General features: G+C 57.1%; 25 protein-coding genes. All 25 read left to right on the plus strand.

The features are described from left to right. Window positions 1–8: 8 nt before the first annotated feature. The 25 genes from fliI (at window position 9) to G364_RS0102535 (ending at window position 22812) form a co-directional block, all read left to right on the plus strand. Window positions 9–1286, plus strand: a complete 1278-nt coding sequence (gene fliI / locus G364_RS0102415) for a flagellar protein export ATPase FliI (protein WP_051089251.1) — start codon at window positions 9–11, stop codon at window positions 1284–1286. Beyond that, on the plus strand, window positions 1286–1723 hold the full coding sequence (gene fliJ, locus G364_RS0102420) for a flagellar export protein FliJ (protein WP_019933558.1): 438 nt from the start codon (window positions 1286–1288) through the stop codon (window positions 1721–1723). The genes fliI and fliJ overlap by 1 nt, the downstream gene beginning before the upstream one ends. Before the next feature lie 81 nt (window positions 1724–1804). Beyond that, window positions 1805–3679 carry a flagellar hook-length control protein FliK gene (locus tag G364_RS0102425; RefSeq protein ID WP_019933559.1) on the plus strand — a complete coding sequence of 625 codons (1875 nt, stop codon included), beginning with the start codon at window positions 1805–1807 and terminating at the stop codon, window positions 3677–3679. A 9-nt stretch (window positions 3680–3688) separates the two neighbouring features. After that, complete coding sequence (locus G364_RS0102430) at window positions 3689–4168, plus strand: flagellar basal body-associated FliL family protein (protein WP_019933560.1); 480 nt, start codon at window positions 3689–3691, stop codon at window positions 4166–4168. A gap of 7 nt (window positions 4169–4175) precedes the next feature. Beyond that, entirely contained in the window at window positions 4176–5231 is a 1056-nt protein-coding gene (gene fliM / locus G364_RS0102435) for a flagellar motor switch protein FliM (protein WP_019933561.1), read from the plus strand. Next, window positions 5231–5647, plus strand: coding sequence for a flagellar motor switch protein FliN (fliN, locus tag G364_RS0102440; protein WP_019933562.1), 417 nt, complete (start codon window positions 5231–5233; stop codon window positions 5645–5647). The genes fliM and fliN overlap by 1 nt, the downstream gene beginning before the upstream one ends. After that, on the plus strand, window positions 5644–5985 hold the full coding sequence (gene fliO / locus G364_RS0102445) for a flagellar biosynthetic protein FliO (RefSeq protein ID WP_019933563.1): 342 nt from the start codon (window positions 5644–5646) through the stop codon (window positions 5983–5985). Before fliN ends, fliO begins: the two co-directional genes overlap by 4 nt. A gap of 134 nt (window positions 5986–6119) precedes the next feature. Beyond that, entirely contained in the window at window positions 6120–6797 is a 678-nt protein-coding gene (gene fliP, locus G364_RS0102450) for a flagellar type III secretion system pore protein FliP (RefSeq protein WP_245541363.1), read from the plus strand. Then, window positions 6797–7066 carry a flagellar biosynthesis protein FliQ gene (gene fliQ, locus G364_RS0102455; protein WP_019933565.1) on the plus strand — a complete coding sequence of 90 codons (270 nt, stop codon included), beginning with the start codon at window positions 6797–6799 and terminating at the stop codon, window positions 7064–7066. The genes fliP and fliQ overlap by 1 nt, the downstream gene beginning before the upstream one ends. A gap of 167 nt (window positions 7067–7233) precedes the next feature. Next, window positions 7234–8022 (plus strand): flagellar biosynthetic protein FliR, encoded by a 789-nt coding sequence (fliR, locus tag G364_RS0102460; protein WP_019933566.1) that lies wholly within the window; start codon window positions 7234–7236, stop codon window positions 8020–8022. Window position 8023: 1 nt separating this feature from the next. Then, window positions 8024–9157: a flagellar biosynthesis protein FlhB gene (gene flhB / locus G364_RS0102465; RefSeq protein ID WP_019933567.1), complete on the plus strand. Its 1134-nt coding sequence runs from the start codon at window positions 8024–8026 to the stop codon at window positions 9155–9157. 111 nt (window positions 9158–9268) lie between these two features. Next, a complete protein-coding gene (gene flhA, locus G364_RS0102470; protein WP_026344627.1) occupies window positions 9269–11368 on the plus strand; it encodes a flagellar biosynthesis protein FlhA in 2100 nt (699 codons plus the stop codon). A gap of 14 nt (window positions 11369–11382) precedes the next feature. Beyond that, window positions 11383–12735: a flagellar biosynthesis GTPase FlhF gene (gene flhF, locus G364_RS0102475; protein WP_019933569.1), complete on the plus strand. Its 1353-nt coding sequence runs from the start codon at window positions 11383–11385 to the stop codon at window positions 12733–12735. Then, the gene (locus G364_RS0102480) at window positions 12728–13615 is read left to right on the plus strand and encodes a MinD/ParA family ATP-binding protein (RefSeq protein ID WP_019933570.1); all 888 of its coding nucleotides are present in this window, start codon (window positions 12728–12730) and stop codon (window positions 13613–13615) included. The genes flhF and G364_RS0102480 overlap by 8 nt, the downstream gene beginning before the upstream one ends. Next, window positions 13608–14321 carry an RNA polymerase sigma factor FliA gene (locus G364_RS0102485; protein WP_019933571.1) on the plus strand — a complete coding sequence of 238 codons (714 nt, stop codon included), beginning with the start codon at window positions 13608–13610 and terminating at the stop codon, window positions 14319–14321. Before G364_RS0102480 ends, G364_RS0102485 begins: the two co-directional genes overlap by 8 nt. A 145-nt stretch (window positions 14322–14466) precedes the next feature. Next, on the plus strand, window positions 14467–14838 hold the full coding sequence (gene cheY, locus G364_RS0102490) for a chemotaxis response regulator CheY (RefSeq protein ID WP_425411216.1): 372 nt from the start codon (window positions 14467–14469) through the stop codon (window positions 14836–14838). 10 nt (window positions 14839–14848) lie between these two features. After that, the gene (locus G364_RS0102495; protein ID WP_026344628.1) at window positions 14849–15607 is read left to right on the plus strand and encodes a protein phosphatase CheZ; all 759 of its coding nucleotides are present in this window, start codon (window positions 14849–14851) and stop codon (window positions 15605–15607) included. A 9-nt stretch (window positions 15608–15616) separates the two neighbouring features. Continuing rightward, window positions 15617–17626 carry a chemotaxis protein CheA gene (locus G364_RS0102500; RefSeq protein ID WP_019933573.1) on the plus strand — a complete coding sequence of 670 codons (2010 nt, stop codon included), beginning with the start codon at window positions 15617–15619 and terminating at the stop codon, window positions 17624–17626. A gap of 28 nt (window positions 17627–17654) precedes the next feature. Beyond that, window positions 17655–18776 (plus strand): protein-glutamate methylesterase/protein-glutamine glutaminase, encoded by a 1122-nt coding sequence (locus G364_RS0102505; RefSeq protein ID WP_019933574.1) that lies wholly within the window; start codon window positions 17655–17657, stop codon window positions 18774–18776. Window position 18777: 1 nt separating this feature from the next. Continuing rightward, entirely contained in the window at window positions 18778–19521 is a 744-nt protein-coding gene (locus G364_RS0102510) for a flagellar motor protein (RefSeq protein ID WP_019933575.1), read from the plus strand. Then, a complete protein-coding gene (locus tag G364_RS0102515; protein WP_019933576.1) occupies window positions 19521–20363 on the plus strand; it encodes an OmpA family protein in 843 nt (280 codons plus the stop codon). Before G364_RS0102510 ends, G364_RS0102515 begins: the two co-directional genes overlap by 1 nt. Continuing rightward, entirely contained in the window at window positions 20360–21142 is a 783-nt protein-coding gene (locus tag G364_RS0102520) for a ParA family protein (protein WP_019933577.1), read from the plus strand. The genes G364_RS0102515 and G364_RS0102520 overlap by 4 nt, the downstream gene beginning before the upstream one ends. Further along, window positions 21139–21900, plus strand: a complete 762-nt coding sequence (locus G364_RS0102525) for a chemotaxis protein CheW (protein ID WP_019933578.1) — start codon at window positions 21139–21141, stop codon at window positions 21898–21900. Before G364_RS0102520 ends, G364_RS0102525 begins: the two co-directional genes overlap by 4 nt. Before the next feature lie 19 nt (window positions 21901–21919). Then, window positions 21920–22408, plus strand: coding sequence for a chemotaxis protein CheW (locus G364_RS0102530; protein WP_019933579.1), 489 nt, complete (start codon window positions 21920–21922; stop codon window positions 22406–22408). Continuing rightward, complete coding sequence (locus tag G364_RS0102535) at window positions 22408–22812, plus strand: DUF2802 domain-containing protein (RefSeq protein WP_019933580.1); 405 nt, start codon at window positions 22408–22410, stop codon at window positions 22810–22812. The genes G364_RS0102530 and G364_RS0102535 overlap by 1 nt, the downstream gene beginning before the upstream one ends. Window positions 22813–22886 lie beyond the last annotated feature (74 nt).

Genomic DNA, 22886 nt, shown 5'->3' on the forward strand with positions numbered 1-22886 from the left:
CTCCGGCCATGGCTGCCAGTGGCAAACTCACCCGGGTGGTGGGATTGACACTGGAAGCGGTGGGCTGCACCGCTGCCGTGGGCAGTCAGTGCAAGGTGCAAACCCAGTTTGGTGAAATGGACGCCGAGGTGGTGGGTTTTGCTGATGACAAACTCTATCTTATGCCCAGCGAATCCCTGAAAGGAGTGATTCCCGGTGCCAGAGTCACACCGGCAGGCGACGGTAACGGCGTGCCCGTGGGCATGGCACTGCTGGGCAGGGTGATTAATGGCATCGGTGAACCGCTGGACGGCCTGGGTCCCATCAATACCGGCACCACTGCTGATTTCTTATCCCGGCCCATTAACCCCATGTCCCGTAAACCGATCAAAACTCCCATGGATGTGGGCGTGCGAGCCATTAACTCAGTGCTGACGGTAGGACAAGGCCAGCGTATGGGGCTGTTTGCCGGCTCTGGTGTGGGCAAAAGTGTGTTGCTGGGCATGATGACCCGGGGAGCAAAAGCCGATGTGGTGATTGTGGGCCTGATTGGTGAGCGGGGCCGGGAAGTCAAAGAGTTTATTGATGAAATTCTGGGAGAAGAAGGCCGGGCCCGGGCTGTGGTGGTGGCAGCGCCGGCAGATGCCTCACCCTTGATGCGCCTGAAAGGCTGCGAAACCGCGCTTACCCTGGCGGAATATTACCGGGACCAGGGCCTGAACGTCTTGCTGCTGATGGACTCCCTTACCCGCTATGCCCAGGCCCAGCGGGAAATTGCCCTGGCAGTAGGAGAGCCGCCGGCCAGCAAGGGCTATCCGCCGTCAGTGTTTGCCAGACTGCCGGCACTGGTGGAGCGGGCCGGCAACGGTGCCGAAGGGCAGGGAGGCATTACCGCCTTTTTTACCGTGCTCACCGAAGGGGACGATCTGCAGGATCCGATTGCCGATGCTGCCCGGGCCATTCTCGATGGTCATATTGTGTTATCACGGCAACTGGCCGACAGTGGCCACTATCCCGCCATCGATATTGAAAAGTCCATCAGCCGGGTAATGACGGCAGTGACCACACCAGAGCATCAGCAGCAGGCGCGGGTAGTCAAGCAGGCTTATGCGCTTTATCAGCAAAATCATGATCTGATTAACCTGGGTGCCTACAAGAGCGGGGCTGATCCACGCTTGGATATGGCCATTACCATACGGCCCCGGCTGGAGCGTTTTTTAACTCAGAGCATGACAGACGTATTTGACTATGAGGCCTGTCTCAAAGAGCTTGAAGTGGTCGCCATGCCGCTGCTGAGGGCAGGCTGATGAGCCGGGCTTTGAATTTGCTGCTGGAGCAGCTGGACGGCGAAGAGCGCAAGGCCGCTGCCGAGCTGAATATTGCCCAGCTGCAACTGCAGCAGATGGAGCAACAGCTGCAAACACTGAGTCAGTATCAGCGTCAGTATGTGCAGACGTTTCAGCAACGGGGGCAGAGCGGGCTGGAAGCACACCAGTTTGGCCACTTTCGCGGCTTTATCGACAAACTGGAAGTGGCCCAGCAGCAACAGCAGCAAGGCCTGCAACAGGCCCGGGAGCAATTAACCCAAAGCCGCGATGCCTGGCTGGCGGTGCGTGCCCGTAAGCAAGCCATTGCCAAACTGATGGAGCGCGAAGCCGGGCGCAAAAAGCAGGAAGCCGCCCGCCAGGAGCAAAAAATGCTCGATAACCTCGCCATCTACCGTTACCACCGCAAACCCATGTAATTCCCCTTTGGCTCATATATTGCATATTACCCGTATCAGCGGGTGCGCCCGGTGGCCACACTTTTAATCAGGTGACTCTGTATGACCACAATTATTCCTGCCTTTGCCAGCACTGTGAGTTCTGCCGGCTCCCTGTTGCAGCCCAAAGCCGATGGTGAAGGGGTTAACTTTGCCGAACTGCTGGAAAGCGCCGAAACCGGTGCAGGCCAGCAAGCACAGGCTGGCAATGAATCTGCAGACAAACAGGAAGTGGCCGGCTCAGAGCAGGGCGAGACGACGCCAAAAGAGGCTGATATCAAGGTGAAAGCCGAACCTGATGAGGAAGCAGACAAGCCGGCGGGTGCAACGGCAGAGCAGAAGCATGACAAGCCCGAGGAAGAGCTGAGAGCCGATACGCTGCAGAGCGGCAATTTGGTGCCGGCAGCGGCAATACCGGTGGCGGTGCAGCAGCAAGCGTCAGCGTCATTACAGAGCAAGAGCGAGCCGGACGCTCAAGCAAGCAGTACGCGCTCGGAAAATACCAACATACAGAACGTAAAAGGTGAAGCTCCAGCCGCATCGGCAGAAAGCGATAACCAGCCGGCTGCAAAGAGTGAGTCGGCGGTTAAAGATGCACCCGTCAAAGCAGCTGTGGTGAACCAGGCTGACACCAAACCAGCCCGGGATAGCGTACCGGCAGCTGATAACATGCAAATAAAAAATGACGATATAAAATTGAGCGATGCCAAAGAGGCCGCCATTGAAGTGCACAAACTGAACTCTCAAGCCGCTGCCATCCAAACGGATGCCGCCGAACAAGCAAAAGCAGAACCCAAAGCACAAACACAACTCAAAACACAACCAATAGCGACGGCTGTGCCTCAGGGTTCAGCACCCGCTGGGGAGCCGGCAGAGCCTGAAGCCCAGACGGCTCAGCGGCTGCCAGCGTCTCAGGCTTCAACCGCTCAATCTCAGCCGGCACAGCAGCCTGCGTCACAAGTACAGGCCGTTCCGCCACAAGCCGCGCAACAGCAGCCGGCTGTCACACAATCGCAGTCAGTATCAGCAGCCGAGCCGGAGCTAAATGCGCCGCCGCAGCACGAACAGGAGCCGGACAGCGCTAATCAAACCGCGCCCCGGCAGGAAACTACTCAGGCACCGAAGGAGCCGGCGGGCACACCCAACTGGCTGGCACAAATTGAGCATGGCCGGCGCTGGTCGCAGCAGGGCAGCACCGAGAGCAAGGCCGACACCACAGTGGCAGAACAAAACACTGAGAGTCTGAGTTCACCAATCACCGAAAAAGCATCAGCCGATGCCGGAACTGATGGTGAAAGCCGCGATGAAGATGCCAGCCGTGGCGAGAAACTGGCTGACGCGCTGGCAGGGGCGGTGCAGTCAGGCACTCACCAGGCCGAAAAAAACGAGATCCAGCCACTGCAGCAAACCGCTGCCATTACCGCCACCCGTGAAGCCGCGGCCCCCGAGCGCGCGGCTCAGCCTCAGCTGGAGCGGGCGCTCAATCTGCATCAGGCCGCGCCGGAGCAAAATGCCCGCCAGCTGAGCCAGCAGGTGCAGGTAATGGTGAATCAGGAGCTGCAGGAGGCAGATATTCGTCTTAACCCGTCCGAACTTGGCGGCATCCGCATTCAGCTTAAATTCGAGCAGGGCGAAGTGAGCATGCAGATCCAGGCTCAGCATGCGCAGGCCCGGGATATGCTGGAGCAGGCCATGCCGCGCCTGCGTGATATGCTTCAGCAACAAGGTATTCAGCTGGGACAGGGGCAGGTGGGCAGCTTTGCCGGTCAGCAACAGAATACAGCGCAAAATGGTAACCAGGGGCAGGGTGCAACCGGCCGGGAAAATGGGCATAATTCATCCTCGTTTGAGCAGGGCCCGAACGATGATGAAGCAGGCTTCACTCAATATTCAGCGGGCAGAACATTGCATGAAGGTGGTATCGACTTTTTTGCATAAGGACACTTAATGGCAGAGAACCTCACCATTCCCAAGGTGGCATGGTATAAACGCAAGCTGGTCTGGATTTTGCTTTTGCTCGTGCTGGCGGGAGCAGGCGGAGCGACCGCCTGGTTGCTGATATCGGGTGCAGAAGAAGCGCCGGTAGCAGAGCAGGATAATAATAGTGATCAGGCCATGTATGTCAGCCTGTCACAGCCCTTTACCTTCAGCGTACCCGGCGGGCGACGAGACCGGCTGGTGCAAATTGAGGCGCAATTAATGGTGCGTGGAGAAGCCAATGCCGAGCTGGCCCGACAGCATCTGCCACTGCTGGAAAGCACTCTGCTGGATGTATTCAGCCGTCAAACCGCCGACAATTATCTGACGGCCGCCAATAAAAAGGCACTGCGTGAAGAAGCTCTTAATGAGCTGAATTACGCCACTGCCGAAGTACTGGAAAAGCGGTTATTTGAAAAAGTGTTATTTACCAGCATAGTGATGCAATAGGTGAGCTGTGAGCGATCTGTTATCCCAGGATGAAATCGATGCTCTGTTACACGGAGCCGACGATGTCAAAGAAGAAGAAGTGAAAGAAGAAGGAGGCGTCGCCTCCTTTGACTTCTCTTCACAGGATCGCATTGTCCGGGGCCGAATGCCGACCCTGGAAATGGTGAATGAGCGTTTTGCCCGCCATATGCGCATCAGCCTGTTTAATATGATGCGCCGCACCGCTGAGGTCTCCATTAATGGCGTGCAGGTAATTAAATACGGCGAATATGTACATTCCTTGTTTCTGCCCACCAGCCTGAACATGGTGCGCTTTCGCCCGCTCAAGGGCATAGGTCTGGTCACCATGGAAGCCAGATTGGTGTTTATTCTGGTGGATAACTTTTTTGGTGGTGACGGTCGTCATGCCAAAATTGAAGGCCGGGAATTTACTCCCACCGAGCGCCGGGTCATTCAGCTGCTGCTCAAGCTGGTATTTGAAGACTACAAAGAGGCCTGGGCACCGGTGATGGACGTGGAGTTTGAATACCTCGACTCAGAGGTGAACCCCACCATGGCCAACATTGTCAGCCCCACCGAAGTGGTGGTGGTCAGCTCCTTTCATATCGACCTTGACGGCGGCGGCGGTGACTTTCACGTTACCCTGCCCTACGGCATGCTGGAGCCCATTCGTGAGTTGCTGGATGCCGGCGTGCAGAGCGACAAGGGCGAAAATGACCTGCGCTGGGGCAAGGCCCTGCGGGATGAAATTCTCGATGTGGAAGTGGAAATGTCCACCCGTCTGCTGGAGAAGGAAGTCACCCTGCGCAATATCATGGACTGGCAGGCGGGCGATATTATTCCCATTGAAATGCCCGAGCACTTGCTGGTGTCAGTGGAAGAGCTGCCCACCTTCAGAGCCCAGCTGGGCCGCTCTCAGGAAAAAATGGCCATTCGTATTACCGAAAAAATTAAACGGCCCGAAACCGTTAAAACTGAATTGCAAGAAGTCACCCGCCGCGGCGTGCGCATTGATGGCGAAGCCGAGCTGGAAGAACTGGAAAGAACCATTGAGGACGCATAATGAGCGAGCAGAACGATCAAGGTGACCAACTCGATCAAAGCGAGCTGGATGATATCTGGGGCGACGCCATGGCGGAGCAGGAGCAAAGTGAGGTTAAAAGGGCCGAGCTGGATGACTTCAGCAACGATGGCAAAGATCCCATCACTCAGGAGGAACGGCGCAAGCTCGACACCATTCTGGATATTCCGGTCACCATTTCCATGGAAGTGGGCCGCAGCCAGATCAGCATTCGTAACCTGCTGCAGCTTAACCAGGGATCTGTGGTAGAGCTGGACCGGCTGGCCGGTGAGCCGCTCGATGTGATGGTGAACGGCACCCTGATTGCGCACGGCGAAGTAGTGGTGGTGAACGATAAATTCGGTATTCGTCTTACCGATGTGATCAGCCAGACCGAGCGGATTAAAAAGCTGAAATGAGAATTCTGCTGTTGTTATTGATGGCGGCACCGGCTTATGCCCAGGGCGGCCCTGAAATTGACTGGAGTTCCTGGGCGCTGTCATCGGCCCTGGTCATCGGTCTTTTGCTGGCGCTGGGGCAGCTGCTGCGCCGGCTCAAGCTGCCGGTGCTGGGCGGTAACCGCCAGCTGAAAGTGGTGTCCAGCCTGGCCCTGGGCCACAAGGAAAAACTGGTGGTAGTGCAGGTAGGCAAGGAGCAGGTGCTGCTGGGTATTACGCCGCAGAATATCAGCCACCTGGGCAAGCTGGAGCAGCCACTGGAAGTACCTGAAAAACAGGGAGTAGGGAATACCCCGTAGGAATAGGGAGCAGGGAATAGGGTTGTTGGGAATCGTCGGAGCAAATAAATGAATAAGGAACGCCTGTGAGCCGCATTCGCTATTTTTTGCCATTGTTACTGCTGCTGGCCACGCCGGCACTGGCTCAGCAGGGCATGTCAGCGGTGACGGTCACCACCAATGCCGACGGCAGTCAGGAATACAGCTTAACTCTGCAGGTGCTGGCATTAATGACGGCACTGTCGTTTTTGCCTGCCATCGTTATTATGATGACCTCCTTCACCCGTATTATTGTGGTGCTGTCCATTCTGCGGCAGGCCCTGGGCCTGCAGCAAAGCCCGTCCAATCAGGTGCTGATTGGCATCAGTCTGTTTCTGTCCTTTTTTATTATGTCGCCGGTACTCGACCGGGTAAACGCCGAGGCGCTGCAGCCCTACCTGGCGGAAGAGATCGGCTCAAAGGAAGCGCTTACCCGCGCCGAGCAGCCCATTCGTGACTTTATGCTGACGCAGACCCGGGTAAAGGATCTCGACACCTTTCTTAATATCGCCAATGTGCAGGTAAACAACGAAGCAGAAGTGCCACTCAGAGTACTGATTCCGGCCTTTGTCACCAGCGAGCTGAAAACCGCCTTTCAAATCGGCTTTATGCTGTTTTTGCCCTTTCTGGTGATTGATCTGGTGGTGGCCAGTATTCTGATGGCCATGGGGATGATGATGCTGTCGCCCATGCTGATATCGCTGCCCTTTAAGCTGATGCTGTTTGTGCTGGTGGACGGCTGGAACCTGATTATGGGCACCCTGGCTACCAGTTTCGGACTGGGAGCAAACTGATGAGTCCGGAAACCTTCGTTGACCTGTTTCGCAGCGCCCTCTGGCTGGTGACCGTGCTGGTGTCGGCGGTGATCTTTCCCAGTCTGGCGATAGGGTTAATGGTTTCCATTTTTCAGGCGGCCACCTCCATTAATGAACAAACCTTAAGCTTTCTGCCCCGCCTGCTGGTCACTCTGGGTGCGCTGGCGGTAGGAGCGCACTGGGGCTTTGGCATGCTGATTGACTACTTTCATGAACTCACAGAGCTGATACCGCAGGTCATCGGTTGAACAAAGCTTGAAGCTATAAGCTGGAAGCTTGAAGAAAAACGAAAAACAGCCTTGTTTGTAAGTGCTGTATTCCACTCACAGTTTCGAGCTGCCTCTATGCTTATAAACCACTCGGGCTGCTTCCAGCTTCAGGCTTCCAGCTTCCAGCTGTGTTTTAAGGAGGCTGTTTGAACTACACCACTGCCGAGCTGATGCAATGGCTGTCGTCCTACCTCTGGCCGCTGTTTCGCATTGCCGGGTTGATGATGACCATGGTGATGTTTGGTGCCAACCTCACGCCTGTGTATGTGCGCCTGCTGCTGGCGGTGGCCATCACCATTGCCGTGGCCCCTGTGCTGCCGGCCATGCCGGCGGTGGAGCTGTTTTCGGTGGAAGGGTTTCTGGTGAGCATACAGCAGGTACTGATTGGTGCCGTGATTGGTTTGTTATCGCAGTTTTTGCTGCAGACCTTTGTGACCGCCGGTCAGATCATCGCCATGCAAACCAGTCTGGGCTTTGCCTCCATGGTGGATCCACTCAATGGCCAGTCTGCGCCCGTGGTAGGCCAGCTTTATTTGATGCTGGGCACCTTGCTGTTTCTGGCGCTGGACGGTCATCTGGTGATGATAGAAGCCATTGTACTCAGTTTTACTTCTGTGCCGGTATCGGCAAGTGGCTTTAGCGTGGGTGACTGGCAAAACCTGGCGAGCCTGCTTACCCTGCTGTTTCAGGCAGCGGTGGCCATGGCTCTGTCGGCCATTGTGGCCATGCTGCTGATTAACTTCAGCTTTGGGGTCATGACCCGGGCGGCACCCCAGCTGAATATTTTCAGCGTGGGTTTTGCCATCAGCATGGTGTGCGGCCTGTTTATTATGTGGCTGACCCTGGGCGGCTTTATGGATCATTTCGAGAATCAGTGGTTACGCCTGCAACTAGTGATGTGCGACACCCTGAGACTGACCTGCGAAGGAGGCTGACATGGCAGAGTCGGACGGTCAGGAAAGAACAGAACAGCCCACGGAGCAACGGCTTCGGCAAGCCCGTGAAAAAGGCCAGATCCCCCGTTCCAAGGAGCTGGGCACGGCCGCGGTGCTGCTTAGTGCCTCGGCCGCACTGTTCATGCTGGGAGACGCACTGGGTGCCGCCATGTCGGCGGTATTTGCCGCCAGCTTTGAGCTGGAGCGGGCCGCCATTTTCGATCCCGAAACCATGATGCCGGCGCTGGCCTCGGCCATTGGCGGCATCATGTGGCCGTTGCTGGGCATGTTTGCGGTAGTGCTGGTGGCCGCCCTGGTGGGTAACAGCCTGCTGGGGGGCTTTAACTTCAGTACCCAGGCCATGATGCCAAAGTGGAACCGGCTCAGTCCCATGAGTGGTATCAAACGCATGTTTGGCGTGCAGGCACTGGTGGAGTTGTTAAAATCCATCGCCAAGGTGGTGTTCATTGCCACCATTGCCATCTGGCTGCTGTGGGGGCAATTCGACAATATTCTGCGTTTAAGCAGTGAAACCCTGAACCTGGCCATGAAAGACGCACTGGAGCTTTTGCTGTGGATGGGGCTGGGTTTGTGTCTGGCGCTGCTGCCCATTGTTGCCATTGATGTGCCGTTTCAGGTGTGGAACCACACCCGCCAGCTGAAAATGACCCTGCAGGAAATAAAAGATGAATACAAAAATACCGAGGGCAAGCCCGAGGTAAAAAGCCGTATTCGCCGTCTGCAGCAGGAAATGGCCAACCGCCGCATGATGGCGGAAGTCCCCACCGCCGATGTGGTGGTGGTCAACCCCACCCATTTCTCGGTGGCCCTGCGCTACGACAAGGATAAACCCGGCTCGGCTCCGGTGGTGGTGGCCAAGGGGCTGGATGAAGTGGCCCTTAAAATCCGGGAAATTGCCCGGGAGTATAAGGTGCCGGTTATCTCTTCTCCGGCGCTGGCCCGGGCCGTGTACTTCTCCACCAAGCTGGATCGGGAAATTCCCGACGGTCTCTTTGTGGCGGTGGCCCAGATCCTGGCCTATGTGTTCCAGCTGAACGCCTGGCGCAAAGGGCAGGGCAATAAACCAGTGCCGCTGAAAGACGACTTGCCGATTCCCGATGAATACCGGGTGTGATTGACTTAAAGGGATTAGGGATTAGGGATTAGAATCGGCCCCAGTCCCTGTAAATTTATGGCGCACTTCTTGCATTCTCACCGCCACTATCAATAAACCGCAGCGAGTGTCATGGAGTTAAGGGCAAGGCTTTCTCAGGCTAAACAGTGGACCCGTTGGTTACATTCGGGCATGGGTACGCCTTTGCTGGTGCTGGCGGCACTGGCCATGGTGGTGCTGCCCATTCCGGCATTAATGCTGGATGTGCTGTTTTCGTTCAATATTGCTCTGGCGCTGGTGGTTTTGCTGGTGGCGGTATATACCCAGCGCCCCCTCGACTTTGCCGCCTTTCCCACCGTTTTGCTGGTAGCCACTCTGCTGCGGCTGGCGCTGAACGTGGCCTCTACCCGGGTAGTACTGCTGGAAGGGCATCAGGGAGGCAACGCTGCCGGTAACGTGATTGAGGCCTTTGGCTCTGTGGTTATTGGCGGCAACTATGCCGTGGGCCTTATCGTCTTTCTGATTTTGATGATCATCAACTTTGTGGTGGTGACCAAGGGTGCCGGCCGTATTTCGGAAGTGAGCGCCCGCTTTACCCTGGATGCCATGCCCGGTAAACAGATGGCCATCGACGCCGACCTTAATGCCGGCATTATCAATCAGGATGAAGCCCGCACCCGGCGGGAAGAGGTCACACAGGAAGCCGACTTCTACGGCTCCATGGACGGTGCTTCCAAGTTTGTAAAAGGCGATGCCATTGCCGGCATTATGATCCTGTTCATCAATATTATCGGCGGCTTTATTATCGGCATGGCTCAGCACGAGCTGAGCTTTGGTGAAGCAGGGCGTGTCTACACTCTGCTGACCATAGGTGACGGTCTGGTGGCGCAGATTCCGTCCTTGTTGCTGTCCATTGCCGCCGCCATAATTGTGACGCGGCAAAATACCCGGGAAGACATGGGGCAGGCCATGCTGGGTCAGCTTTTTGACAATCCGCGCTCCCTGTCCATTGCTGCCGGCATTCTTATTGCCATGGGACTGGTGCCGGGCATGCCCCATTTTGCCTTTTTGCTGCTGGGTGGCCTGGCGGCTGGCGGTGCCTGGTGGATGCACAAACGTCGCAAGGAGCAGGCCGAGCAGCAACAGGAAAGCAATGCTCAGGCACCGGCGATAGCAGCAAACGAAAACCGCGAACTCAGCTGGGACGATGTAAACCAGGTAGACACCATAGGGCTGGAAGTGGGTTACCGGCTGATCAGTCTGGTGGATGTGTCTCAGGGCGGCGAGCTGCTCAGCCGCATCAAGGGCGTGCGCAAAAAGCTGTCTCAGGAGCTGGGCTTTCTTATTCCTGCCGTGCACATACGTGACAATCTGGAGTTAAGCCCCAATGAATATCAGATAACCCTGATGGGGGTCAGCTCCGGGGTGGCCGATATCTACCCAGAGCGGGAGCTGGCCATCAACCCCGGTCAGGTGTTCGGCCCGGTGCAGGGCATAGACACCCGGGATCCCGCCTTTGGGCTGGAAGCCACCTGGATTGGCCGGGATCAGATAGAAAACGCCCAGAGCCTGGGTTACACAGTGGTGGATGCCGCCACCGTGGTGGCCACTCACCTCAGCCAGCTGCTGACCAACAATGCCTCTCAGCTGCTGGGTCATGAAGAAGTACAGAACCTGATTGATCAGGTGGGCCGCACTCAGCCCAAGCTGGTGGAAGGGCTGGTACCCAATACGCTCAGTCTGGCGCTGGTCACCAAGGTACTGCAGAGCCTGCTGAACGAAGGGGTGTCCATTCGGGACATGCGTACCATTTTGCAGACCCTCACCGAATACGCGCCCAAGAGTCAGGATCCGGAAGTACTGACCGCCGCCTGCCGTATTTCTCTGCGCCGCTTTCTGGTGCAGGAAATTGCCGGCACCGAGCGGGAGCTGCCGGTTATTACGCTGGCACCTGAGCTGGAACAGATCTTGCAGAACTCTTTGCAGGCGGGTGGTGCTCAGGGCAGTGGCATAGAGCCGGGGCTGGCAGAGCGCATGCAGCAGTCGCTGTCGCAGGCTGCTGCCAACCAGGAGCTGGAAGGCCAGCCGGCCATATTACTGACGTCAGGCATGCTGCGTACCACGCTGGCGCGCTTTGTAAAACATACCATTCCCAGTCTGCGGGTGCTGTCTTATCAGGAAGTGCCGGATGATCGCCAAATCCGCATCGTGGCTTCAGTTGGGCAGCAGTAGCGGGAGAGCCATAAATGAAGATTAAACGGTTTTTTGCCAAAGATATGCGTGCCGCCCTGGCCGAAGTAAAAGAAGAGCTGGGGGCCGATGCGGTGATCATGTCTAATAAAAAAGTGTCCGGGGGCATAGAAATTGTGGCCGCCGTAGACGATGACGACAATACACCGGTCGATAAGGGGCAGCGTCCGTTAACGGACGACAATGTCAGAATTTCGTCGCAGGCCCGTCAATTTATTCCGCCACTCAGCCAGCAGCAGCAGGCTGACTCCTTGCAGGCGCTGTTAAATCGTGGCAACACAGCACCGTCTCCTAAAACCCTGGCCGAGCAAGTGGACTGGGGGCAGCCGGAAGCGCGCCGGGAGCCGGTGATGCCATCGCCTGCACCGCTGTTTGCCGGTGGTGAAAAAAGCCGCAGCCGCCAGAAAGACAGCACCAAAGACAAAGAGCTGAACGCCATGCGTCAGGAAATTGCCAGTATTCGCCGGCTGCTGGAACATCAGGTATCCGGTCTGATGTGGCAGGAAGTAGAGCGCCGGGAGCCGGTGCGCGCCATGGTGATTAAACAACTGAACCAGCTTGGTTTCAGTGATGGTTTTGCCGATATGCTGGCCATGCGGGTACATGAGCGTGCAGCCCCTCATGAAGCCTGGGCCCAGATTGAAAACGCCCTGACCGAGCTGGTGCTGACCGGGGAAGATGAAATTATGCGCCAGGGCGGCGCTGTAGCGCTGCTCGGCCCCACCGGAGTGGGTAAAACCACCACCATTGCCAAACTGGCGGCCCGCTTTGCTGCCCGCCATGGTGCTGATCAGCTGGCGCTGATCACCACGGATCATTATCGCATCGGTGCCCATGAGCAGCTGCAGACCTACGGCCGCATTATGGGCGTGGCGGTCAAGCAGGCACGCACCTATGAAGAGCTGGCGCAGGCACTTTATCAGTTACGTCATCGCCGTCTGGTATTAATTGACACCGCCGGCATGGGCCAGCGTGATATGCGCCTGAACGAGCAGCTCGATACCCTGGTCGGTGATCGCCAGATCCGCATTCGTAATTATCTGGTATTGCCGGCTACCGCCCAGCGCAGAGTGCTGCAGGAGGCAGTAGAGCACTTTCGGCGCATTCCACTGGCCGGCTGCATCCTTACCAAGCTGGATGAAAGCCTGTCGCTGGGGGATGTGCTTGATATCAGTATTCAGAACAGTTTGCCCATCAGCTATGTCACCGATGGCCAGCGAGTACCGGAAGATCTGCGCCTGGCCAAGGCCGGTGAGCTGGTCAAGCAGGCAATGGGCGCGGTAGAGCAGCGTGAAGATCCCTATTATTGGGAAGCCGCCGACGATGAGGATGCGCGTTTCTATGACTAATTGGTTTCATGACCAGGCAAGCGGACTGCGGCTTATGCAAAAAATGAACAGAGTGCAGGTAATTGCCGTCACTGGCGGCAAAGGGGGCGTGGGCAAAACCAATATTACCCTGAACATGGCCTCGGCCATGGCAGCGCAGGGCAAGCGGGTATTGGTACTCGATGCCGATCTGGGGCTGGCCAACGTGGATGTGCTGCTGGGCATTCGGGTCCGGCGCAATCTGTCTCATGTATTGAGAGGCGAATGTACCCTGGATGAGGTAATGGTCGAAGGCCCGCAGGGCATTCGCATTATTCCGGCCACATCGGGCAATCAGTCCATGACCGAGCTGTCGCCGCTGGAGCATGTCAGTCTTATTCGTGCGTTCAGTGAAATGCAGACGCCCATTGATGTGTTGCTGGTAGATACCGCCGCCGGCATCTCCGACATGGTGCTGAGTTTTTCCCGGGCGTCCCAGGAAGTGCTGGTGGTGGTATGTGATGAGCCTACCTCTATTACCGATGCCTATGCCTTGATTAAGCTGCTGTCCCGGGAGCATGGCGTATTTCGTTTTAAAATTGTGGCCAACATGGTGCGTACCCAGCGTGAAGGTATGGAGCTGTTTGCCAAACTGACCCGGGTCACCGACAAGTTTCTGGATGCCTCCCTTGAGCTGGTTGCCTGCATTCCCTTTGACGGTAACTTGCGTCTGGCGGTGCGCCGTCAGGCGCTGGTGGTAAACCAGTATCCCAAGTCGCCTTCTGCCATCGCCATACGGGCGCTGGCCGCCAAAGCGCTGAACTGGCCCACTCCGCACCGGGCCGAAGGGCACCTGCAGTTCTTTGTGGAGCGCCTGCTGCGCAATCCCGCCATGAACCAGCAAGGAGTACGGAGTGAGTAGAGCACAGGCATACGCACAGCATCAAAGTCAAAGTCTGGTAGAGCGTCATGCCGGCCTGGTGCGGCGTATTGCTCAGCATCTGCTGGCCCGTCTGCCCGATAGTGTGTTGCTTGATGATCTTATTCAGTCCGGCATGGTCGGACTGCTGGAGGCGTCGAAAAACTTCGATGCCTCCAAAGGAGCCAGTTTTGAGACCTTTGCCGGTATTCGCATTCGCGGTGCCATGCTGGATGAAATCCGCCGGGGCGACTGGGTTCCCCGTTCGGTGCATCGCAACGGCCGGCACATTGCCGAGGCCATGCATACTATTCAGCGACGGGAAGGGCGACCGGCTCAGGATCGGGAAATTGCCGATGAACTGGGTGTCTCACTGACTCAGTATCACGCCATGCTGGCAGACGTCAATCATGGCAAATTGCTTGAAATGGATGAGTTTGAGCAAGGCGTCGAGCAACAGGCCGAGTTGCACAGTCATACCGGCAGCCCCTTTGACGGCATGGCCAAGGAACGCTTTCAGCGAGCGCTGGCAGAAGGCATTCGCAGACTGCCCGAGCGTGAGGCGCTGGTGTTGTCACTTTATTACGACGAAGAGCTGAATCTGAAAGAGATCGGCGGCATACTGTCGGTGTCGGAGTCTCGTGTGAGCCAGATCCACAGTCAGGCCATGCTGCGCCTTAAATCTCGTCTTAAAGAATGGCAGGCTTGATACAGAACAAGCAGTCAATGTGAAAAAATGTCATATTCCCGTTCAGAAACGGGAGCGATGGCCGACTTGTATTTGAGTAGGTATTTTACACCATGTTCAGTGGCTGCCGAGGCAGCAGAACAGGAGGAATGGGTTGGACAAGAACATGAAAATCCTGATTGTGGATGACTTTTCCACAATGCGCAGGATCATCAAAAATCTGCTCAGAGATCTGGGCTTCAACAACACGCACGAAGCCGACGACGGTCTCACTGCATTGCCGATGCTGAAAAACGGCGACTTCGACTTTGTGGTCACCGACTGGAATATGCCGGGCATGCAGGGCATTGACCTGCTCAAAGCCATTCGGGCTGATGACAAGCTCAAGCATCTGCCGGTATTAATGGTTACCGCAGAGGCCAAGCGCGAGCAGATCATTACAGCGGCTCAGGCGGGCGTAAACGGCTATGTGGTAAAACCCTTTACCGCCGGCACTCTCAAAGAAAAACTCGAAAAGGTATTCGAGCGCATCGGATAAAGGTCTTTCCATGACACAAGCACAAGGGTTGATCAACCTGGAACAGGCCCGTCAGCTGGTGGCACTGCTGGAGCAGGGTGACCAGGCCGGTGCCGATCGTTTTATGACTGACGTTTGCATGCCTCATGCCGACGCACTGCTGGAGCAGGTAGGTCAGCTTACCCGTCAGTTGCATGATTCGCTGCAAGAGTTTCGTAACGATCCCCGCCTGCCGGTGCTGGCCGAAACCGACATTCCCGACGCCCGCGAGCGGCTTAATCATGTCATTGACATGACCGACAAGGCCGCCAACCGCACTATGGACGCAGTGGAAGCCAGTCTGCCCATCGCAGACCGGCTCAGCGATCGTATACAGCAGGTAAAACCGGGCTGGCAGGGGCTGATGCAGCGCCAGCTTGAGCTGGGACAGTTCAAGGAGCTGTGTTATCAGCTCGACAACTTTCTGCAAAATTCCGAGCAGGATGCCGAGCAGCTGCGTCAGCTGCTGACCGAAATTCTGATGGCTCAGGACTACCAGGATCTTACCGGCCAGGTGATTCGCCGGGTGATCAAGCTGGTGCAGGAAGTGGAAGCCAAGCTGGTTGAAATTTTGTCGGTGTTTGGCCGCCTTACAGACGAAGCGCCCCGCCTGGAGCAGCAAGAGTCTAACGCTGAAAAGGCACAGAAGGCCATTGAAGCGGAAGGGCCCATCATCAACAAGGAACAACGTGATGACGTGGTCTCGGATCAGGATGAAGTGGACGATCTGCTGTCCAGTCTGGGATTTTAAGGAGCAAGCATGGGCTTTGAGGTAGACGAAGATATTCTGCAGGATTTTCTGGTGGAAGCATCGGAAATTCTGGAACAGCTGTCGGAGCAACTGGTCACCCTGGAGCGTCAGCCCGACGACAAGGACCTGTTAAATGCTATTTTTCGCGGCTTTCACACCGTAAAAGGCGGTGCCGGCTTTTTGTCGCTTACGGCACTGGTAGAGACCTGCCACAAGGCGGAAAACGTCTTTGATATTCTGCGCACCGGTCAGCGTCGTGTTACTTCAGAGCTGATGGACGTGATCTTGCGGGCGCTGGATACCGTAAACGCCATGTTTGCTGAAATTCAGAGCCGTCAGGAGCCCACACCTGCCGATCCGACCTTGCTGGAAGAGCTCAGTTTTTACTGTCAGCCCGAGCAGGAAAATGAAACTGCACCGTCAGCCGAGGCAGCGGCTCCTGCCGGCAACAGCATCGAGTCTCTGAACGAGCAGGAATATCAGCAAATGCTGGGTGAGCTGGCAGCTGAACCTGAGCAGGAACAAGCGGCCTCGGGCAGCGACAGCGACGATATTACCGACGACGAATTTGAAGCCCTGCTGGATCAGCTGCATGGTGCCGGCAAGCACGGTGGTGTGCCCGCAGAAACGCCGGCAGCCGACACCGCAGCCGACAAAAATACTGCCGGTGGTGACGACGAGCTGATTGACGATGGCGAATTTGAAGCCCTGCTGGATCAACTCCACGGTGCCGGCAAGGGGCCTACTGCCACGTCAGTACCGGAAAAATCCGTGCCGGCCAGCAGCCAGCCAGCCAAAGCCGCTCCTGATGCCAAACCAGCCGCACCTGCCAAGGCCGCTCCGCCGCCGGCCGACACCACGGTTCGGGTCGACACCAAAACCCTCGACAGCATCATGAACATGGTGGGCGAGCTGGTGCTGGTGCGTAACCGCCTGCTCAGCCTGCAGTCCGGTCACGAAAATGAAGAGATCACCAAAGCGGTGACCAACCTGGATGCGGTCACGGGTGATCTGCAGGGCGCTGTGATGAAAACCCGCATGCAGCCCATCAAAAAGGTATTTGGCCGTTTTCCTCGCGTGGTGCGTGATATTGCCCGCAACATGAAAAAGGAAATTGAGCTTGAGATGGTGGGAGAAGACACGGATCTCGACAAAAACCTGGTAGAAGCCCTGGCCGATCCGCTGGTGCACCTGGTGCGCAACTCCTGTGATCACGGCATTGAGCTGCCGGAAGAGCGAGAAGCCGCCGGCAAGCCCCGCAAGGGCGTGATCCGTCTTACCGCGTCCCAGGAAGGGGATCATATTTTGCTGGGCATCGAAGACGACGGTGCCGGCATGGATCCGGAAAAACTCAAGAACCTGGCCATCAAGCGAGGCATTCTCGACGCCGACGGTGCCGCCCGCATGAGCGACAACGAAGCCTATAACCTGATCTTTGCCCCGGGCTTTTCTACCAAGGTAGAAATCACCGACGTCTCCGGCAGGGGCGTGGGCATGGATGTGGTAAAAACCGGCATCAGCTCGGTAAACGGCTCCATTTTTATCGATTCGGAAAAAGGCAGAGGCACCAGGCTGCAGATTAAGGTGCCGCTCACCCTGGCCATTTTGCCTACTCTGATGGTGGTAGTGGGAGAGCAGACCTTTGCTCTGCCGCTGACTAACGTGAACGAAATTTTCCATCTGGATCTCACCAAAACCAGCATGGTGGACGGTCAGCTCACCGTAGTGGTGCGTAACCGGGCCATACCGCTGTTCTATCTGCAGGACTGGTTGCTGCGTGGCGGCAAGCGGGATCGCAAGGCCCATGGTCATGTGGTGATTGTAATGATAGGCAATCAGCAGGTCGGCTTTGTGGTTGACGGCCTTATCGGCCAGGAAGAAGTGGTTATCAAACCGCTCGATCAGCTGTTGCATGGCACGCCGGGCATGGCGGGAGCCACTATTACCAGTGACGGCGGCATTGCCCTTATTCTTGATATTGCAGGCCTGATCAAGGCCTATGCGCGGCGTTACGCCTGACGCACCAACAGGGAGCACGATAACAATAATGACTATTCGGGTTCTGGTAGTTGATGACTCCAGTTTCTTTCGTCGCCGGCTGAGCGAGATCCTGCAACAGGATCCGCTGCTTGAGGTGATAGACACTGCCGCCAATGGTAAAGAGGCCATCGACAAGGCAAAAAGCCTGCGGCCGGATGTGATCACCATGGACATTGAAATGCCGGTGATGGACGGCATTACCGCCGTGCGTGAAATCATGAAAACCACGCCCACGCCGGTGCTGATGTTTTCATCGCTCACTCACGATGGTGCCCGGGCCACCCTGGAAGCCCTTGATGCCGGTGCCATGGATTTTCTGCCAAAACGCTTTGAAGACATAGCCCGCAGCAAGGAAGAAGCTATTTCCCAGCTGCAGCAGCGTGTGCGTGCCATTGCCCGCCGTCGTCCCAGGGCGGCCGTCAGCCGCACCACACCGGTTTCATCTTCCGTTGCCCCGCGCACGCCCGCCTCATCCCGTTTCAGTCGTGAACCGGTTGCCGCTCCTGCTGCGTCCGCTCCCCCCGAGCGGCGCAGTCTGCCCCGGCGCAGTGGAAAAAGTTATCAGCTGCTGGCCATCGGCACCTCCACCGGCGGCCCGGTAGCCCTGCAGGCGGTGCTGACCAAGCTGCCCGCCAATTTTCCCCATCCTGTTGTGCTGGTGCAGCATATGCCAGGTACCTTTACCACTGCCTTTGCTGCCCGGCTTGACGGCCTGTGCCAGATTCGGGTGAAAGAGGCCGAAGACGGTGACATGCTGCGTCCGGGCCATGCCTATCTGGCACCCGGTGGCCGGCAAATGATGCTTGAAGGCCGGCCCGGTGCTGCCCGGTTGCGTATTCTCGACGGCAACGACAAGGTTAACTACAAGCCCTGTGTTGATATTACCTTTGCTTCCGCCGCTAATATTTACGGTGGCAAGGTGCTTGCCGTGGTGCTGACCGGTATGGGTGCCGATGGCCGTGACGGCTCGCGTCTGCTGAAAGAGCAGGGGGCCAGCATCTGGGCACAGGATGAAGAAACCTGTGTGGTCTATGGCATGCCTCAGGCGGTAGCCAAAGCGGGCATTGCGACTGAGTCATTGCCGCTGCCGCTGATTGGCGAGGCCATCGTTAACGAAATGGTGGGCTGATATGGCACTGGCCGGTCTGCTGCTTGCGCTGGTCTGCATCGTGCTGGCTCAGTGGTGGCACGGCGGCAGCCTGTCTGTGCTGCTTGATGGTCCGGCATTACTGATTGTGCTGGGCGGCAGCCTGGGTGCCGTCTGGCTGCAAACTCCCTGGTTTCAGTTTTGCGCCGCCTTACATGCCCTGCGCACTGTGCTGGTCCCTCCGCGGTGGCCTTTTCACGATCAATGCGCGCGCCTGCTGCGCTGGTCTCATGAGGCCCGTCAGTCCGGGTTTCTGGCGCTGGAAGGCCGGCTGCATTCCGATACCATCGATGGCTTTACCCGTCAGGGGCTGCAATGGCTGGTAGACGGTACCGAGCCGGCCATGATGGAGCAGCTGCTGGATAACGAGCTGGCCCGCATTGAAGAGCAAAAAGAGCTGGAAGCCGGCGTATTTGAAGCCATGGGCGGTTACAGCCCCACCATTGGCATTATCGGGGCCGTGCTGGGATTGATTCAGGCCATGTCTCATCTGGACGATCCCGCCAGACTGGGCAGCGGTATCGCCGTGGCCTTTGTGGCCACGCTTTATGGCGTGGGGCTGGCCAACCTGCTGCTGTTGCCTCTGGCCAACCGGTTGCGGGCGCTTTACCGGCTGGAGCTGCGCTACCGTGAACTCACCGCCATTGGCCTGCTGGCCATTGCCCGGGGCGAGGGCAGTCTGTCGGTAAGCCGGCAGCTCAATCAGTTTCAGGGAGGCCGGCATTGATGAAGCGCCGCTCTCTGGTATCAAAGCCGCGGGATCAGCACACGGAGCGCTGGCTGGTTTCCTATGCCGATTACATGACCCTGGCCTTTGCCCTGTTTGTGGTGCTCTATGCCGTGCATGCATCCCGCACCGAGCTCCGCCAGCCAGTCATGGAGGGGGTACAGCAGGCGCTGGGGCAACTGGGCTCCCGACCCGAGCAAACCGGTGCCATGGAGCGTGAGGGCCAGCCGGCCCTGCCGGTGAGTGAACTGCCGGTGGCCAGCAGCAGCGCCAACAGTCTGCATCAGCTGAAACTGGAGCTGGGTAACACGCTTGCTCCGCTGACCGAGCGGCAGCTGGCCGGCATAGAGCAGGGGACGCATGAACTGGTGCTGACCCTGGATGGCAGCCTGCTGTTTGCCCAGGGCAGTGCGCTGCTCAGGGGCAACAGTGACGCGGTATTTTCCGCCCTGATGCCGGTGCTGGGTCAAGATACTCATTTTATTCATGTGCGTGGTTTTACCGACAGCATTGCTGTCAGTAACGAGCTTTATGACTCCAACTGGCAATTGTCCGCAGAGCGGGCCAGAGCCGTGCTGGAGCAGCTGCAGCAAAAGGGCATTGCACCTCAGCGGCTGCGTCTGGAGGCCTATGGCCAATACCGGCCGGCAGAGACTGCACAGCGCCGAGAGGCGGGCAGGGCACCCCAGCGACGGGTAGAAATTGCTATTGCTGCCGAACGCTGGCAGCCACCTTCGCCGCCACCGGCACGGCCGCCGGAGCCGGATCAAAAAGAAGGTATTCAGGTTTATGAGCTGCCGGGAGGCGGCATTCGCATTACCAACGACAGGATAACGCCGTGATAGTCTGGACCGTAGCAAACCAAAAAGGCGGTGTTGGCAAAACCACTTCAGTGGTGGCGCTGGCAGGCCTGCTGGCACAGCATAACAAGCGGGTGCTGCTGATCGACACGGATCCTCATGGCTCGCTTACCGCCTATCTGGATTACAACTCCGATGAACTGCCGGGCACTCTGTTTGATTTGTTTCAGGCCGGTGCCGGCCGGGCTGAATTTGATCGGGTGGCACTGAATACCCGTTTTGATGGCATCACACTGCTGCCGGCTTCCATTTCGCTGGCCACCCTGGAGCGAACCTCCAGCAGCCGGGAAGGCATGGGACTGGTGCTCAAACGGCTGCTGGCTGAAGTAAAAAATGACTTTGATGTGGCCATTATCGACTGTCCGCCGGTGCTGGGCGTGATGATGGTCAATGCCTTGGCCGCCTGTGACCGTATTCTGGTACCGGTGCAAACCGAATTTCTGGCGCTTAAGGGGCTTGAGCGCATGGTCAGCACCTTTAAACTGATGCACAAGGCCCGCAAAGACGGATTTAATTACACAGTGGTGCCAACCATGTATGATCAGCGCACCCGGGCGTCGGTGCAGAGCCTTGACAGTCTGAAAGCGCAATACGGTGACAGAGTCTGGCCGGCAGTGATACCGGTAGACACCAAGTTTCGCGATGCCAGCCTGCGCCATGAGCCACCGTCTTACTTTGCCAAGGGCAGCCGGGGTGTCTATGCCTATCAGACCCTGCTGCGCTTTTTGTGGCGTCTCGACGGAGGAGACCAGCCGTTATGAACCAACGCCAGTTTTCAGCTCTGGATGATTATTTTGATGCGCTGCTGGATGAGCCGGCAGTACGTCCGCAGGTTTCTGCAGAAGCAGCAAACGCTGCTGCCAGACCGGTGGTTTATGTTGATCCAAAAGAAGAAGAGCGCCGCCGTGCACTGGAATCACTGCTGGCGACGGTTGCCGAGCTGAAAGAAGAAGAAGCCGCCAGCGCCGATCCGCAGTCGCGCCAGGCAGAACCGGTTATTGATGTGCCATCGCCTGCAGAGATGCCGGTGGTCGCGCCCGAGGTACAGCCGGAGCCGGCTCCCTGGCGCAATATGGACACGGAAGCACAGTTTCAGGCCTTGTTCTTTGAGGTGGCAGGCATGACCTTTGCTGTGCCGCTTACTCATCTGGGTGGCATTTATCAGCTTGACAGGCTTACCAGTCTGTTTGGCAAGCCGGCCTGGTTTGCCGGCATTATGACGGAGCGGGAGCGTCAGCTCAGTGTGGTGGATACGGCGCGCTGGGCCATGCCAGGCCACACTCAGGATGAGCAATATCAATATGTGGTGACCCTGGGCGAAAGTAACTGGGGACTGTCCTGCCATCAGCTCAAGGGAACGGCTCTGCTCAGCCGTGAGCAGGTAAAGTGGCGCACTACGCCCGGCACGCGGCCCTGGCTGGCAGGTATGGTAAAAGAAAAAATGTGTGCCTTGCTTCATGTTGATGCCTTGATTGCATTACTGGAGCAGGGCAAAAATATAGACGGACAACGGGTCTGAGAGAGATAAGGGTGAGTGTATGAGCAATCATCGTAATGTGGCGGAAAATCTGGCTGAAGGCGAAGTGTTGCAGTGGGTGACCTTTCGGCTTGATAACGAAACCTATGGCATTAACGTTATGCAGGTACAGGAAGTATTGCGCTACAGCGACATTGCTCCGGTACCGGGCGCGCCAGATTATGTGCTGGGTATTATCAACCTGCGCGGCAACGTGGTTACTGTGCTTGATACCCGGCTACGTTTTGGCCTGCCCAGTGCGGAAGTAACCGACAATACCCGCATTGTGATCATTGAAGCGGAAAAGCAGGTCATTGGTATTCTGGTCGACAGTGTGGCTGAGGTGGTCTATCTCAAGTCGTCGGAAATTGAAACGGCGCCCAATGTGGGTACCAGCGAGAGTGCGCGCTTTATTCAGGGCGTATGTAACCGCGAGAGCGAGCTGCTTATTCTGGTGGATCTCGACAAATTGCTGTCCGATGACGAGTGGGAAGAGCTGAGTCAGCTTTAATGATCAGTGAACTGGCGCTTATTCTGGCGGTACTGGGGCTGGTGATGGCACTGGCCGCCATTGGCCTGGCCTGGATGATGTGGCGGCGCAGCCAGCGCAAGCTGGATGCCATGAGTACCCTGATGCGTGAGCTGGCCCGCAGCCGGGACAGCTACCGCAAACAGCTGGAAGAGCTGCAGACCGCCAATATTGGCATGGGCAAAAAGCTGAACGAGCTGGGGCGCTATATAGCGGCGCTGCGCGAGCAGCAGCAGGAGCTGGCATTAAAAGATCCCCAAAGCAAGCTCTACAGCCGCGCCGCGCGAATGGTGCAGCTGGGAGCCGGTATTGAAGAAATCATGGCCGAATGCGAAATGCCCAGAGCCGAAGCTGAACTGCTGCTGTCTTTGCACCGGCAAAAGTAGGCTGGCGATGATAGTCGCTTATCCCTGCAGGCCGTGCTTTATGCGCGGCAAACCATTTCACATTTGGCAAACCA

This window comes from Oceanimonas smirnovii ATCC BAA-899 (genome assembly GCF_000381965.1).
Lineage (GTDB): Bacteria > Pseudomonadota > Gammaproteobacteria > Enterobacterales > Aeromonadaceae > Oceanimonas > Oceanimonas smirnovii.

Excerpts from the sequence above, each read along its gene's own strand:
- flhB (WP_019933567.1), top strand. The coding sequence starts at position 8,024 with ATGGCAGAGTCGGACGGTCAGGAAAGAACAGAACAGCCCACGGAGCAA.
- flhA (WP_026344627.1), top strand. The coding sequence starts at position 9,269 with ATGGAGTTAAGGGCAAGGCTTTCTCAGGCTAAACAGTGGACCCGTTGG.
- G364_RS0102535 (WP_019933580.1), top strand. The coding sequence starts at position 22,408 with ATGATCAGTGAACTGGCGCTTATTCTGGCGGTACTGGGGCTGGTGATG.
- G364_RS0102480 (WP_019933570.1), top strand. The coding sequence starts at position 12,728 with ATGACTAATTGGTTTCATGACCAGGCAAGCGGACTGCGGCTTATGCAA.
- G364_RS0102430 (WP_019933560.1), top strand. The coding sequence starts at position 3,689 with ATGGCAGAGAACCTCACCATTCCCAAGGTGGCATGGTATAAACGCAAG.
- cheY (WP_425411216.1), top strand. The coding sequence starts at position 14,467 with ATGAAAATCCTGATTGTGGATGACTTTTCCACAATGCGCAGGATCATC.
- fliP (WP_245541363.1), top strand. The coding sequence starts at position 6,120 with ATGTCAGCGGTGACGGTCACCACCAATGCCGACGGCAGTCAGGAATAC.
- flhF (WP_019933569.1), top strand. The coding sequence starts at position 11,383 with ATGAAGATTAAACGGTTTTTTGCCAAAGATATGCGTGCCGCCCTGGCC.
- G364_RS0102510 (WP_019933575.1), top strand. The coding sequence starts at position 18,778 with ATGGCACTGGCCGGTCTGCTGCTTGCGCTGGTCTGCATCGTGCTGGCT.
- G364_RS0102505 (WP_019933574.1), top strand. The coding sequence starts at position 17,655 with ATGACTATTCGGGTTCTGGTAGTTGATGACTCCAGTTTCTTTCGTCGC.
- G364_RS0102495 (WP_026344628.1), top strand. The coding sequence starts at position 14,849 with ATGACACAAGCACAAGGGTTGATCAACCTGGAACAGGCCCGTCAGCTG.
- G364_RS0102525 (WP_019933578.1), top strand. The coding sequence starts at position 21,139 with ATGAACCAACGCCAGTTTTCAGCTCTGGATGATTATTTTGATGCGCTG.
- G364_RS0102530 (WP_019933579.1), top strand. The coding sequence starts at position 21,920 with ATGAGCAATCATCGTAATGTGGCGGAAAATCTGGCTGAAGGCGAAGTG.
- fliQ (WP_019933565.1), top strand. The coding sequence starts at position 6,797 with ATGAGTCCGGAAACCTTCGTTGACCTGTTTCGCAGCGCCCTCTGGCTG.
- fliI (WP_051089251.1), top strand. The coding sequence starts at position 9 with ATGGCTGCCAGTGGCAAACTCACCCGGGTGGTGGGATTGACACTGGAA.
- G364_RS0102500 (WP_019933573.1), top strand. The coding sequence starts at position 15,617 with ATGGGCTTTGAGGTAGACGAAGATATTCTGCAGGATTTTCTGGTGGAA.
- G364_RS0102515 (WP_019933576.1), top strand. The coding sequence starts at position 19,521 with ATGAAGCGCCGCTCTCTGGTATCAAAGCCGCGGGATCAGCACACGGAG.
- G364_RS0102425 (WP_019933559.1), top strand. The coding sequence starts at position 1,805 with ATGACCACAATTATTCCTGCCTTTGCCAGCACTGTGAGTTCTGCCGGC.
- fliO (WP_019933563.1), top strand. The coding sequence starts at position 5,644 with ATGAGAATTCTGCTGTTGTTATTGATGGCGGCACCGGCTTATGCCCAG.
- fliN (WP_019933562.1), top strand. The coding sequence starts at position 5,231 with ATGAGCGAGCAGAACGATCAAGGTGACCAACTCGATCAAAGCGAGCTG.
- fliJ (WP_019933558.1), top strand. The coding sequence starts at position 1,286 with ATGAGCCGGGCTTTGAATTTGCTGCTGGAGCAGCTGGACGGCGAAGAG.